A 12636-nucleotide genomic window follows, 5' to 3' on the forward strand; every position below is an offset into this window, starting at 1 on the left:
GCTCGCCCTTTGCGTTACGCCGACCAGTCGAACAGGGTGTCGCCTGTGGCGACGTCCCCACCGACGGAAGGGGATTCGACGGTGTCCGGTTTGGAATCCATCACGACAACCGGGCAGATCGCCGAGTAGCCGGTCGTGTCGATGTGCGCTGGATCGAAGCTGACAATGGGATCACCCGCATCGACGGTGTCACCCTCGGCGGCGATGAGCGTGAATCCGTCGCCTTCGAGCTTGACCGTGTCGATGCCGATATGGACCAGCACGCCGGTGGCCTTCTCGCCGAAGATCACAAACGCGTGGGGGTGAAGTTTAAGGATCTTTCCGCTGATCGGCGCCACGACCGTGAGCGGGCCTTGACCGCGGGCGGGTTCGATCGCGACGCCCGAGCCGACCATCTGCTGAGCGAAAACCGGGTCCGGGACGTCCGCGAGTGCGACGACCCGGCCGGGTAGCGGGGCGAGGACGACCGTCACAGGATGTCCTCGATGTCCTCGGCAAGGGTGTCGGCTTCGGGCCCGACGATGACCTGGACAACCGTTCCGGCCTTGAGTACGCCGTGTGCGCCGGCAGCCTTGAGGGCGGACTCGTTCACCTTCGCTCCGTCCTTGACCTCGGTACGCAGGCGGGTGATGCAAGCCTCGATCTCGACGATGTTCTCTGCGCCGCCGAGGCCCTTGATGATTGCTTCCGCTTTCGACATTTGCTGCTCCTGATTGTCGGGTTGGTCGTGATCGTTGAACGGTCGTACAGGTGGGCTGACTAGTTGCTGGTCAAGGCTATCCCGGTTACGTATGTCACATTTGGGTGTTGACAACTCGCCTCGACCAGGTAAAACTACAACTGGTTATGACCGGACAGTACCCGTTGGAAGTCCGGCTCCACAACAGTTTCGACAAAACGGTTTTGCCCTCACTTCCGAGCATGAACCGTGACCTGCATTTTCACGAAACCTGCACGTGCACGACACCCGAATTTCCAGAACCAGCGGCCGATCGCGACGCGGCCCGGCGAACGAAGAAGGTCCTTGATGACTCTCGAAGACACCCCGAAGAAGGAATCGAAAGTGTTCGCCGGGGTTCAACGCCTCGGCCGAAGCTTGATGCTTCCGATCGCCGTTCTGCCGGCTGCGGGAATCTTGCTCCGCCTAGGCCAGGACGACCTGCTCGGGCGATTCAGTTCGATGCACAGTGCTGCTGCAGTGATCTCTGCGGCAGGACAAGCAGTCTTCACGTGGCTGCCGCTGATCTTCGCCGTCGGTATCGCGATCGGCTGGGCCAAGAAGGCCGACGGCTCGACTGCCTTGGCAGCCGTCGTCGGCTACATGGTGATCGACGGAGTGTTCAAGGCGATGTCGCCCATCGTCCTCGAAGGGAAGACCGACCCGAACGGGGATCAATCACTGATCAACTACGGTGTGCTCGCCGGCATCGTGATGGGCTTGCTGTCGGCGCTCTTGTGGCAGCGGTTCTATCGAACGAAGCTTCCCGATTATCTCGGATTCTTCAACGGGCGCAGGCTCGTTCCCATTCTGACAGCGATCACAGGTCTCGTCGTCGGTGTCCTGATGGCATTCGTGTACCCGTTGTTCAACTCCGGATTGAACTGGGTCGGTGAAGCAGTTGCTTCCAATACCGTTGTGGGCGGCGGCATTTACGGCGCAGCGAACCGCCTCCTGATCCCCACCGGCTTGCATCACATCTTGAACTCCGCCGTGTGGTTCCTGATCGGCGACTACCAGGACGCGAGCGGACAGATCGTTCGCGGCGACCTCAACCGGTTCTTCGCCGGCGACCCATCTGCCGGCACGTTCATGACCGGCTTCTTCCCGATCATGATGTTCGCCCTCCCCGCTGCAGCCTTCGCAATCTGGCGCAACGCCAAGCCTTCTCAGAAGAAGCTCGTCGGCGGCATCATGCTCTCCACCGGCCTGACTGCTTTCCTCACCGGTATCACCGAGCCGCTCGAATTCTCCTTCATGTTCGTCGCGTGGCCGCTGTACGTCATCCACTCGCTCCTGACCGGAACGTCGATGGCCTTGGTCAATGCGCTGGGGATTCACGACGGATTCACGTTCTCCGCAGGCTTCTTCGACTACGTGTTGAACTTCGGCAAGGCCACCAACGCATGGATGTTGATCCCGATCGGACTCGGCTACGCCGTGATCTACTACTTCCTTTTCAGCTTCGTCATCAAGAAGTGGAATCTGCGCACGCCGGGACGAGAAGAAGAGGTCGCGGTGGCCGCTGGTGAGCCCGACGCCGCGCTGCTCGAGGCCGAACTGGCACTGGCTGCCGAAGGTGACAGCCGCACCGACGCCCCGCTCGTCGCCGAACTGGAAAACAAGCTCGACAAGGAACTGGGAGGACGCTGATCATGGCGATCGCAACCACGACAATCGGATCCCGAGTCGGGCTCCACGCACGACCCGCAGCGCTCTTCGCGCGCGCCGCGGCCGACCTGCCGGTCGACGTCACCATCTCGCTGGGCGACGGCGAACCCGTCGACGCCTCCAGCATGTTGTCTGTCATGACTCTCGGAGCCGCATTTGGGGATTCGGTGACGTTGCGTGCTGACGGTGACGGCGCCGATGCTGCGGTCGGTTCGCTCGCAGAGCTTCTCGCCTCCGAACTGGACGAAGCCTGATGACGGCGAGTGTGGACAACCGCATCGCGGGTATCGGAGTGAGCGCGGGTTCGGTCTGTGCGCCGTGGTTGCGATTCTCCACGCCTGAGCCGACTTCGGCGTCGGACCCGATCACCGGCAGTCCCGAGGCGGAGCTGATCAGGATCCGTGAGGCACTGGACGCCGTCGCGGAGGAACTGCTCTCGCGTGCAAAGACAGTCGAGGGCGTATCGGCGGAGATCCTGACGACGTCGGCTGCGATGGCGCGCGATGCGGGCATCGTGAAGGCGGCCAAGGCGAACCTGGAATCGGGGCTGCCGACCGCACACGCCGTCGCAGTTGCCTTCGACGCATTCTGTGAAAAGCTCACGGCGCTCGGTGGGTACATGGCCGAGCGGGCAACGGATTTGCGCGATCTCGGGCAGCGAGCCGTGGCCGTTCTTCGCGGCGAACCGATGCCCGGAATCCCCGCTCCCGGTCATCCGTACATCCTGGTGGCGCGCGACCTCGCTCCGGCGGATACAGCGACGTTGGGCAACAGTGACGTGGTCGGATTGTTGACTGCCGAAGGAGGTCCGACCAGCCACACCGCAATCTTGGCGAAGTCGCTCGGAATCCCGGCCGTGGTCAACTGCTCGGGAACCGATCTGCTGGCTGAGGGAAAACTCCTCATCCTCGACGGCACCACCGGGACGGTCACCATCGATCCCTCGGCAGAAATGCGCGAGCGCGCTGTCCTCGAAGCATCGTTCGTGGCAGAGCAGTCAGCTTCGGCACATGGTCCAGGACGCACGCGTGACGGGTTCGCGGTGAGGTTGTCGGCCAACATCGGAACCCTCGAGGACGCCGCGCGGGCCGGGGCGGCGGATTGTGAGGGCGTCGGACTGTTCCGCACCGAATTCTCGTATCTCGGGCGCCACGACGCACCTTCGGTGGAGGAGCAAGCGCAGACGTATTCGTCGGTGCTCGGGCACTTCGCCGGACAGAAGGTGGTGGTCCGCACTCTCGACTCTGGTTCGGACAAGCCGTTGCCGTTTCTCGATCTCGGGGTCGAGGAGAATCCGGCCCTTGGTATCCGCGGGCTCCGTGTCGGCACGGTCTATCCCGACACACTCATCAGTCAGCTCGACGCCCTCGCGGCGGCAGGCAACGCGACGGGCGCCGATCTGTGGGTGATGGCGCCGATGGTAGCCACTGCCGACGAGGCGAAAGACTTTGCAGAGCTTGCGCGTTCGCGGGGGATCGGCAAGGTCGGAGCAATGATCGAGATTCCAGCTGCAGCGTTGCGAGCGAAGGATATCCTCGAGCACCTCGATTTTGTCAGTATCGGCACCAACGATCTGAGCCAGTACACCTGCGCCGTGGATCGTATGGCCGGAGGCCTGGCGCAACTGCTCGATCCGTGGCAGCCGGCGGTCCTCGATCTGATCGCGATGGTCGGTCAGGCGGGCGCCGACGCCGGGAAACCTGTTGGTGTGTGCGGAGAATCCGCGTCGGACCCGCTGTTGGCTCCGGTTCTGGTCGGTTTGGGCGTGACGAGTCTGTCGATGTCGGTCCCGGCATTGGGCGCAGTTCGCGCGCAACTGGCCTCTCTCGATCTGGCGGTGTGCAAGGACATGGCCGCTGCGGCGCGGGGCGCGCGAAACCCGCTCGAGGGTAGAGCAGCTGTCGCGCGGATTCGCGAGTCAGCATGAGTACATCAGGCTCGGCTGCTGTCGGCGATCCGCTCGTACTGCGGGGAACGGTGATCGGATCTCCGATTGGCAAGATTCACGACGGAGTTGTGGTCGCGGACGGTGAGAAGATCAGCTGGGTCGGCTCGGCTGCGGACTACGTGGCGTCCGCACCGGTCGTCGTCATTCCGGAACGCACCGACACGGTGATCATGCCCGGCCTGATCGATGTGCACAGCCACGGCGCAGCTGGTGCTGGTTTCCCGAACACCGACGCCGATGGTGCGAGCCGCGCTGCGGCGCACCATGGTGAGCACGGCACGACCGGAATGCTGGCCAGCCTGGTCTCTGCACCGCGCGCAGATCTGGTCCGACAAGCAACGATGCTCGCCGATCTGGTCGAACGCGGAGAACTTCTGGGTATCCACCTCGAGGGGCCGTTCATCAACGGCGTTCGCTGCGGTGCCCAGGATCCGGCGGCGATCGTGCCCGGCGATCCGGACCTTCTCGAAGCCGTCTGTGACGCTGCGCGGGGGACCGTGCGGTCCATGACCTTGGCGCCCGAGACCGAGAACTTCGAAGAGTTGCTCGCGATCATGCGTCATCGCAATATCGTGCCGAGTTTCGGTCACACCGATGCGGACGCGGCAACGACATCGACGCGCATCGATGCTGCGGTGCACGGGGATTGGGCCGGTCAGATCAGCGCAACCCACCTCTTCAACGGGATGCCGCCCCTGCACCATCGATCTCCGGGTCCCGTCGCGGCGTGCCTGGCGGCTGCCGCGAGAGGCGAGATGGTGGTGGAACTGATCGCAGACGGTGTGCATCTTGCGCCCGAGACCGTGTCGATGGTCTTCGACGCTGTCGGACCGGACCAGATCGCCTTGGTCAGTGATTCGATGGCCGCGGCCGGAATGGACGACGGCGACTACCAACTCGGTGCGCTCGACGTCACGGTTGCCGACGGAGTAGCAAGACTCGCGACCACCGACGGCAGTTCCGGTGCCATCGCCGGAGGGACTGCAAGATTGCTCGACGTGCTTCGCAGCACTGTATTCGACGGCGGCGTCGCGCTGGAAGACGCTGTCGCAGCGGCAACTCGGAGCCCTGCGCGTCTGCTGGGGCTTGGCGACCTGATCGGATCGCTGGCCGTGGGCTGCCGAGCCGACATCCTTGTCACCGATCGTCACTTGCGCCTGGGGCGTGTACTACTCGGCGGAAAAGCCGCCGGAAAGGAACAATCATGGAAATCGTAATTCAGCCGACACCCGCGGAGGTCGACTCGACCGTCGCGGACATCGTCGAAGGCTACGTCAGAGCCGGGGCGACGACGCTTGGGCTTGCAACGGGGTCGTCGCCGATCGGAACCTATCGTGAACTGGCAGCGAGGCATCGCGATGCCGAACTCGACTTCTCGCTGGCTCGGGCGTTTCTGCTCGACGAGTACCTGGGATTGCCGAAACGCCATCCGCAGTCGTACTACTCGGTGATTCGGTCGGAGTTCGTCGATCACGTCAATCTGGATCCGGCGATGGTGTCGAGTCCCAACGGTGAAGCACCGTGCCCGGAGAAAGAGATCGCACGATACGACCAGAGCATCGCGGCGGCCGGGGGAGTGGACGTGCAGTTGCTCGGCATCGGCACCGACGGTCACATCGGCTTCAACGAACCAGGATCGTCGTTAACCTCGAGAACTCGCGTGAAGACGCTGACCGAGCAGACCCGGATCGACAACGCACGCTTTTTTGACGGGGTGGACGACGTCCCACACCACGTGCTGACCCAGGGTCTCGGAACCATCAGCGATGCAAGGCATCTGGTGATGATCGCGACCGGAGAAGGTAAGGCCGATGCGATCGCCGCTGCCGTCGAAGGTCCGTTGTCTGCGTTCTGCCCGGCTTCGGTGATGCAATTGCATCGCCATGTCACCGTCGTGATCGACGAAGCTGCGGCCAGTTCGCTCAAACTTGCCGACTACTACCGGTATGCGCTCGAGCACAAGCCGTCGTGGCAGTCCTTCTGACATGACGGTTCTGGAGCTGGCGGTGCAGGACGTGCGGGGGGCGAGGATCGCACGTTCGGTAGGAGCGACTCGAGTCGAGTTGTGTGCGGCGCTCGGTCCGACGGGGGGATTGACGCCAAGCATTGGAGTGATCGAGGCAGCGTCGGAAGTGGGGATCGCGGTTCACCCGCTGATCCGTCCGCGCGCCGGAGGTTTTGTGTTCTCACCCGACGAAGTGTGGGTGATGGAGCACGACGTACGTGCGGCCGTGGCCGGTGGAGCTTCCGGCATCGTGGTCGGCGCGCTGACAGAAGACAATACGATCGACACCGTCGTGCTGCGTCGCATCATCGGATGCGTGGACCGTGCGAGGGTCGAGGTGACGGTACATCGTGCGATGGACGTGGTGGCCGACCGACTGACCGCGCTGGACGAACTGATCGACCTGGGCGTGACCCGCGTGCTGACGTCCGGGGGTGCGGATACCTGCAGCGAGGGTCTCGACGAGATCGGTCGAATGGTCGAACACGCCGCGGGCCGGATCCAGATCATGGCCGGTGGCGGAATAACCGTCGACGACATCCCGGCAATCGCCGCCGTCGGCGTCGATGCGGTGCATCTCTCGGCACGCAAGGTTGTCGCGGTGTCCGGTGGCCCGGGCGGGGGATCGGACGGATACGACGTCACCGATGCAGTAGTCGCGCAGGAAGCGGCAGCCGCGCTCCGCGCTGTGCGCCTTTATTAACCCCCGCGGTTAATAAAGGCGCACGGCCCTTGGGCTCTAGACATACATGGACATCCAACTATAGGATGGTAGACATATTCACTGCTGCCTCCTGGGTGGTCCATACGAGCAAGGAACGGGTTAGCACAATGGTTGAAAATGCGACGGTTCACGAGTTGACGCACTTCGTCGGTGGCAAGCGTGTTCCCGGGACATCTGATCGATTTGCGGACGTGTTCGATCCCAACACCGGCAAGGTGCAGGCCCGCGTCCCCCTCGCGAGCAAGGCCGAGACCGAAGCCATCATCGCCAATGCCGAAGAGGCGCAGCAGGTGTGGGCAGCATTCAACCCGCAGAAGCGCGCCCGCGTGCTGATGAAGTTCCTGCAGCTCGCTCAGGCCGAGATGGATTCTCTGGCCCGCCTCCTCTCGTCCGAGCACGGCAAGACCGTCGCCGACGCCAAGGGTGACATCCAGCGTGGCCTCGAGGTCATCGAGTTCGCCGTCGGCGCTCCGCACCTGCTCAAGGGTGAATTCACCGAGAGTGCCGGCACCGGCATCGACGTGTACTCCATGCGTCAGCCGCTCGGCGTCGTCGCAGGTATCACGCCCTTCAACTTCCCCGCGATGATCCCGCTGTGGAAGGCCGGCCCCGCCCTCGCCGCCGGTAACGCCTTCATCCTCAAGCCCTCCGAGCGTGACCCCTCTGTCCCGCTGCGACTGGCCGAGCTGTTCCTCGAAGCCGGACTGCCTGCGGGTGTGTTCAACGTGGTCAACGGTGACAAGGAAGTTGTCGACGTCCTGCTCACCGACGATCGCATCAAGGCTGTTGGCTTCGTCGGCTCCACGCCGATCGCTCAGTACATCTACGAGACGGCCGCAGCTCACGGCAAGCGCGCACAGTGCTTCGGTGGCGCCAAGAACCACGCCATCGTCATGCCGGACGCCGACCTCGACGAGGTTGCCGACGCCCTGATCGGTGCAGGCTACGGCAGTGCCGGTGAGCGTTGCATGGCCATCTCGGTTGCCGTTCCCGTCGGCGAGGAGACCGCGGACGCTCTTGTCGCGAAGCTGAAGGAGCGCGTCGCGAAGCTCAAGATCGGTCGCAGTGACGACGAAGGCGTCGATTTCGGACCGCTCGTTTGCCAGGATGCCCTCGACCGCGTCAACAACTACGTGCAGATCGGCATCGACGAAGGCGCAACGGCAGTCGTCGACGGCCGCGGCTTCACCCTCGAAGGCCACGAAGGTGGATTCTTCGCCGGCGCAACCCTGTTCGACAACGTCACCTCGGACATGCGCATCTACAAGGAAGAGATCTTCGGACCTGTCCTTCAGGTGGTCCGCGCTGCCGATTACGAAGAGGCACTGCGTCTTCCGACCGAACATGAGTACGGCAACGGCGTCTCCATCTTCACCCGCGACGGCGACACCGCGCGTGACTTCACCGCTCGCGTCAACGTCGGCATGGTCGGCGTCAACGTGCCGATCCCGGTCCCGATCGCGTACCACACCTTCGGTGGCTGGAAGCGCTCCGGCTTCGGTGACCTGAACCAGCACGGTCCCGACTCCTTCCGCTTCTACACCAAGACCAAGACGGTGACGCAGCGTTGGCCTTCCGGCAAGAAGGAAGAGACCAATCACTTCGTCATCCCCACGATGAACTGATCGGACTACCTTCCATGTTTACTCTGACCGATGACGAGCGGGCGATTCGTGACACTGCCCGCGACTTCGCGGCCGAGCATCTGGCGCCCAACGCAGTGGAGTGGGATCAGACCAAGCATTTCCCGGTGGACGTCCTCCGTAAGGCGGCGTCCCTGGGAATGGGCGGTATCTACATTCGTGAAGACGTGGGCGGCAGTGAGCTGAGCCGCGTCGACGCTGCCCGGATCTTCGAAGAGCTGGCCAAGGGCGATCCGTCGATCGCCGCGTACATCTCCATCCACAACATGGTCACGTGGATGATCGACCAGTTCGGCAACGACGAACAGCGCCACAAGTGGGTCCCCGGACTCTGCTCGATGGATCAACTGGGCAGCTACTGCCTCACCGAACCCGGCGCTGGCTCCGATGCTGCGGGCTTGAGCACCAAGGCCGCTCGTGACGGCGACGACTACATCCTCAACGGCGTCAAGCAGTTCATCTCCGGCGCAGGCACTTCCGACGTGTACGTCGTGATGGCACGCACCGGATCTGCCGGTGCCAAGGGGATCTCGGCGTTCATCGTGCCCAAGGATTCGCCCGGACTGTCGTTCGGTGCCAACGAGGTCAAGATGGGCTGGAACGCGCAGCCCACCCGTCAGGTGATCTTCGAAGACGTGCGAGTTCCTGCCGCCAACATGCTCGGTGAAGAGGGCAGCGGCTTCCGCATCGCTATGAAGGGTCTCAACGGCGGCCGGCTGAACATCGCCGCCTGCTCGGTCGGTGGGGCCCAGGCAGCGCTGGAGAAGGCAGTCGCATATCTGGTGGACCGCAAAGCTTTCGGTTCGGCACTGATCGAGTCGCAGGCCCTGCAGTTCCAGCTCGCCGACATGCGTACCGAACTCGAAGCGGCCAGGACGTTGCTGTGGCGCGCCGCTGCCGCACTCGAAGACGGAGCGTCCGACGTCGTGGAGTTGTGTGCGATGGCCAAGCGCTTTGCCACCGACACCGGGTTCGACGTAGCCAACAAGGCTCTCCAGCTTCACGGCGGGTACGGCTATCTTGCTGAGTACGGGATCGAGAAGATCGTCCGCGATCTTCGGGTTCATCAGATCCTCGAAGGCAGCAACGAGATCATGAGGGTGGTCATCGCGCGAAGCGTGGTCGCATCAGGTCAGGGAAAGCAAGGAGCAGCATGAGCGACGAGCTCGAGGTATTGATCGAAAAGCGTGACGGACTGGGGCTCATCACCCTCAACCGGCCCAAGGCGATCAACGCCCTCAACCACTCGATGGTCAAGGCGATGGCCAAGGCACTCGCGGAATGGAAGTCCGACGACGACGTCAAGGCGGTCGTACTCACGGGCGCCGGCGAGCGTGGTCTGTGCGCCGGCGGCGACATCGTCTCGATCTACCACGACGCCAAGGACGGCAAGACCGGTTCGCTCGATTTCTGGCGTGAGGAGTACATCCTCAATTCCGAGATCGCGAACTACCCGAAGCCGTACGTCGCAATCATGGACGGGATCGTCATGGGCGGCGGCGTCGGAGTGTCCGCACACGGCGACATTCGCATCGTGACCGAGCGCTCGATGATCGGAATGCCCGAGACCGGAATCGGTTTCATCCCTGACGTGGGCGGAACTTACCTGCTCTCGCGTGCTCCCGGTGAACTCGGAACGCACATCGCGCTCACCACGGCGCGACTGAGCGCCGGCGATGCCATCGCAGCAGGCTTCGCGGATCACTTCATCCCGTCGGAGAACATCGAGACGTTCATCGCCGCACTCGCGTCGTCTTCGGTTGCCGACGCCGTGGCGCAGTACGCGGAGCCGGCTCCGGTGTCGGAACTGTTGGCCCAGCAGAGCTGGATCGACGCCGCGTACTCTGCCGACGACGTCTCCACCATCGTCGAGCGTCTTCGAGCGAGTGGAATCCCCGAGGCGGAGAAGGCAGCGGAGCAGATTCTCGGCAAGTCCCCGATTGCACTGTCGGTGACCCTGCGATCCCTGCGACATGCCAAGGAAGCAGCAAGCTTGGAAGAAGTCCTCAACGAGGAGTTCCGGGTCTCGACGGCAGCGCTCGCCTCACACGACCTGGTCGAGGGTATTCGCGCCCAGGTAGTCGAGAAGGACCGAAACCCGAAGTGGTTGCCGGCAACCCTCGAAGATGTCACGGCTGAATCCGTCGATGCCTACTTCGCCCCGCTGGGCGACAACGAGCTCGGACTCACCCCTCAACCGCAAGGCAACTGATCACCGCCGAAGGAGCATCACTAATGAGCACCATTGGATTTATCGGACTCGGTCACATGGGTGGCCCGATGGCGGCCAATCTCGTCAAGGCCGGACACAAGGTCGTCGGTTTCGATCTGGCACCCGCGGCGCTGGAGCAGGCAGTCAAAGACGGTGCATCGGTAGCGGATTCGGCGGTCGACGCCGTTCGCGGTGCCGACGTCGTGATCACGATGCTGCCGAGCGGTAAGCATGTTCTGGGTCTGTACGAAGAGCTGCTGCCGGTGGCAACACCGGGCACGCTGTTCATCGACTGTTCCACCATCGACGTCGCCGACGCCCGCGAGGCACACGACAAGGCCGAAGCGGCCGGTCACCGCAGCGTCGACGCACCGGTCTCCGGTGGAGTCGTCGGGGCTACCGCAGGCACGCTGGCATTCATGGTCGGCGGTTCCGAGGCTGACTTCCAGGCCGCGTCACCGTTGCTGGACGTGATGGGCCGCAAGGTCGTTCACTGCGGCGACGCCGGTGTCGGCCAGGCTGCCAAGATCTGCAACAACATGATCCTCGGCATTTCGATGATCGCGATCAGCGAGGCATTCGTGCTGGGCGAGAAGCTCGGCCTGAGCAACCAGGCGCTCTTCGACGTGGCGTCCAACGCCTCGGGGCAGTGCTGGGCACTGACCACCAACTGCCCGGTACCGGGACCGGTGCCCACCAGCCCGGCCAACAACGACTACCAGCCCGGCTTTGCTGTCGCGCTGATGGACAAGGACCTCGGTCTGGCTGCAAATGCGCTGCGCAACAACGGCGTCGATGCGGAGATCGGGCTCAAGGCCGCGGAACTCTACAGTCGCTTCCACGCCGCGGGCGGTGGCGGTCAGGACTTCTCTGCCATCATCAACGACATCCGTGACCGTTCGACCGAAGGACAGTAGTGACCGACTTCAACACCATCATCCTCGAGCGTAAGGGTCGCGTCGGCGTCATCACGCTCAACCGCCCGAAGGCTCTCAACGCCCTGAACTCCGAGCTGATGAACGAGGTCGTCGCCGCGGTTGCCGACCTCGAAGCGGACAACGGCATCGGAGCCATCCTGATCACCGGTTCCGAGCGCGCCTTCGCCGCCGGCGCCGACATCAAGGAAATGCAGTCCAAGACGTACATGGACGCATACGTCGAAGATTTCTTCACCCCGTGGGACCGCGTCGCAGCCGCTCGTAAGCCGCTGATCGCCGCCGTCTCCGGGTACGCGCTCGGTGGTGGCTGCGAACTGGCGATGCTCTGCGATTTCATCATCGCTTCGGATACCGCGAAGTTCGGCCAGCCCGAGATCAAGCTCGGTGTCATTCCGGGTATCGGTGGCTCACAGCGCCTTACGCGCGCCGTGGGTAAGGCCAAGGCCATGGAGCTGTGCCTGACCGGCCGCAACATGGACGCAGAAGAGGCCGAGCGCGCAGGCCTGGTTGCCCGGATCGTTCCGGCCGCCGATCTGCTCGACGACGCATTGAAGACCGCAACCACCATCGCCGAGATGTCGCTGCCCATCGCGATGATGGCCAAGGAAGCGGTCAACCGTTCCTTCGAGACCACACTCGCCGAGGGCGTCCGCTTCGAGCGTCGGGTGTTCCACTCGACCTTCGCGACGGAGGATCAGAAGGAAGGCATGACCGCGTTCGTGGAGAAGCGGTCCGCCGAGTTCAAGCACCGCTGAAATTCGTTAGCGCTGAACTTTC

The 12636-nt window shown here is 63.4% G+C and carries 13 protein-coding genes; 11 read left to right on the plus strand and 2 right to left on the minus strand.

The annotated features are described in order from the left end of the window. Nucleotides 1-14: 14 nt before the first annotated feature. Together RE4_RS16885 and RE4_RS16890 are read right to left on the minus strand one after the other, a co-directional pair. A complete protein-coding gene (locus tag RE4_RS16885; RefSeq protein ID WP_019749215.1) occupies nucleotides 15-473 on the minus strand; it encodes a PTS sugar transporter subunit IIA in 459 nt (152 codons plus the stop codon). After that, complete coding sequence (locus RE4_RS16890; protein WP_003941324.1) at nucleotides 470-700, minus strand: PTS sugar transporter subunit IIB; 231 nt, start codon at nucleotides 698-700, stop codon at nucleotides 470-472. The genes RE4_RS16885 and RE4_RS16890 overlap by 4 nt, the downstream gene beginning before the upstream one ends. A gap of 327 nt (nucleotides 701-1027) precedes the next feature. Here RE4_RS16890 and RE4_RS16895 point away from each other — a divergent pair, with 327 nt between their 5' ends. The 11 genes from RE4_RS16895 to RE4_RS16945 all read left to right on the plus strand — a co-directional run bounded on the left by RE4_RS16895 (nucleotide 1028) and on the right by RE4_RS16945 (nucleotide 12614). Then, nucleotides 1028-2371 carry a PTS transporter subunit EIIC gene (locus RE4_RS16895; RefSeq protein ID WP_060939004.1) on the plus strand — a complete coding sequence of 448 codons (1344 nt, stop codon included), beginning with the start codon at nucleotides 1028-1030 and terminating at the stop codon, nucleotides 2369-2371. Between the two features lie 2 nt (nucleotides 2372-2373). Further along, nucleotides 2374-2643: an HPr family phosphocarrier protein gene (locus RE4_RS16900; protein ID WP_019749212.1), complete on the plus strand. Its 270-nt coding sequence runs from the start codon at nucleotides 2374-2376 to the stop codon at nucleotides 2641-2643. After that, the gene (gene ptsP, locus RE4_RS16905) at nucleotides 2643-4316 is read left to right on the plus strand and encodes a phosphoenolpyruvate--protein phosphotransferase (RefSeq protein WP_060939005.1); all 1674 of its coding nucleotides are present in this window, start codon (nucleotides 2643-2645) and stop codon (nucleotides 4314-4316) included. The genes RE4_RS16900 and ptsP overlap by 1 nt, the downstream gene beginning before the upstream one ends. After that, nucleotides 4313-5554 (plus strand): N-acetylglucosamine-6-phosphate deacetylase, encoded by a 1242-nt coding sequence (locus RE4_RS16910; protein WP_060939006.1) that lies wholly within the window; start codon nucleotides 4313-4315, stop codon nucleotides 5552-5554. Before ptsP ends, RE4_RS16910 begins: the two co-directional genes overlap by 4 nt. Beyond that, nucleotides 5542-6321, plus strand: coding sequence for a glucosamine-6-phosphate deaminase (gene nagB / locus RE4_RS16915; RefSeq protein WP_021334281.1), 780 nt, complete (start codon nucleotides 5542-5544; stop codon nucleotides 6319-6321). Before RE4_RS16910 ends, nagB begins: the two co-directional genes overlap by 13 nt. Nucleotide 6322: 1 nt before the next feature. Then, complete coding sequence (locus RE4_RS16920; RefSeq protein ID WP_020970067.1) at nucleotides 6323-7045, plus strand: copper homeostasis protein CutC; 723 nt, start codon at nucleotides 6323-6325, stop codon at nucleotides 7043-7045. Nucleotides 7046-7173: 128 nt separating this feature from the next. Further along, entirely contained in the window at nucleotides 7174-8691 is a 1518-nt protein-coding gene (locus RE4_RS16925) for a CoA-acylating methylmalonate-semialdehyde dehydrogenase (protein ID WP_003941275.1), read from the plus strand. 14 nt (nucleotides 8692-8705) lie between these two features. Continuing rightward, the gene (locus RE4_RS16930; protein WP_060939007.1) at nucleotides 8706-9866 is read left to right on the plus strand and encodes an isobutyryl-CoA dehydrogenase; all 1161 of its coding nucleotides are present in this window, start codon (nucleotides 8706-8708) and stop codon (nucleotides 9864-9866) included. Then, complete coding sequence (locus RE4_RS16935) at nucleotides 9863-10921, plus strand: enoyl-CoA hydratase/isomerase family protein (RefSeq protein ID WP_019749206.1); 1059 nt, start codon at nucleotides 9863-9865, stop codon at nucleotides 10919-10921. The genes RE4_RS16930 and RE4_RS16935 overlap by 4 nt, the downstream gene beginning before the upstream one ends. A 23-nt stretch (nucleotides 10922-10944) precedes the next feature. Beyond that, nucleotides 10945-11838, plus strand: a complete 894-nt coding sequence (gene mmsB / locus RE4_RS16940; RefSeq protein ID WP_003941308.1) for a 3-hydroxyisobutyrate dehydrogenase — start codon at nucleotides 10945-10947, stop codon at nucleotides 11836-11838. Further along, nucleotides 11838-12614, plus strand: a complete 777-nt coding sequence (locus tag RE4_RS16945) for an enoyl-CoA hydratase (protein ID WP_003941374.1) — start codon at nucleotides 11838-11840, stop codon at nucleotides 12612-12614. The genes mmsB and RE4_RS16945 overlap by 1 nt, the downstream gene beginning before the upstream one ends. The last annotated feature ends 22 nt before the right edge of the window (nucleotides 12615-12636 follow it).

It is taken from the genome of Rhodococcus erythropolis NBRC 15567 (assembly GCF_001552595.1).
Taxonomy (GTDB): Bacteria; Actinomycetota; Actinomycetes; order Mycobacteriales; family Mycobacteriaceae; genus Rhodococcus_F; species Rhodococcus_F erythropolis.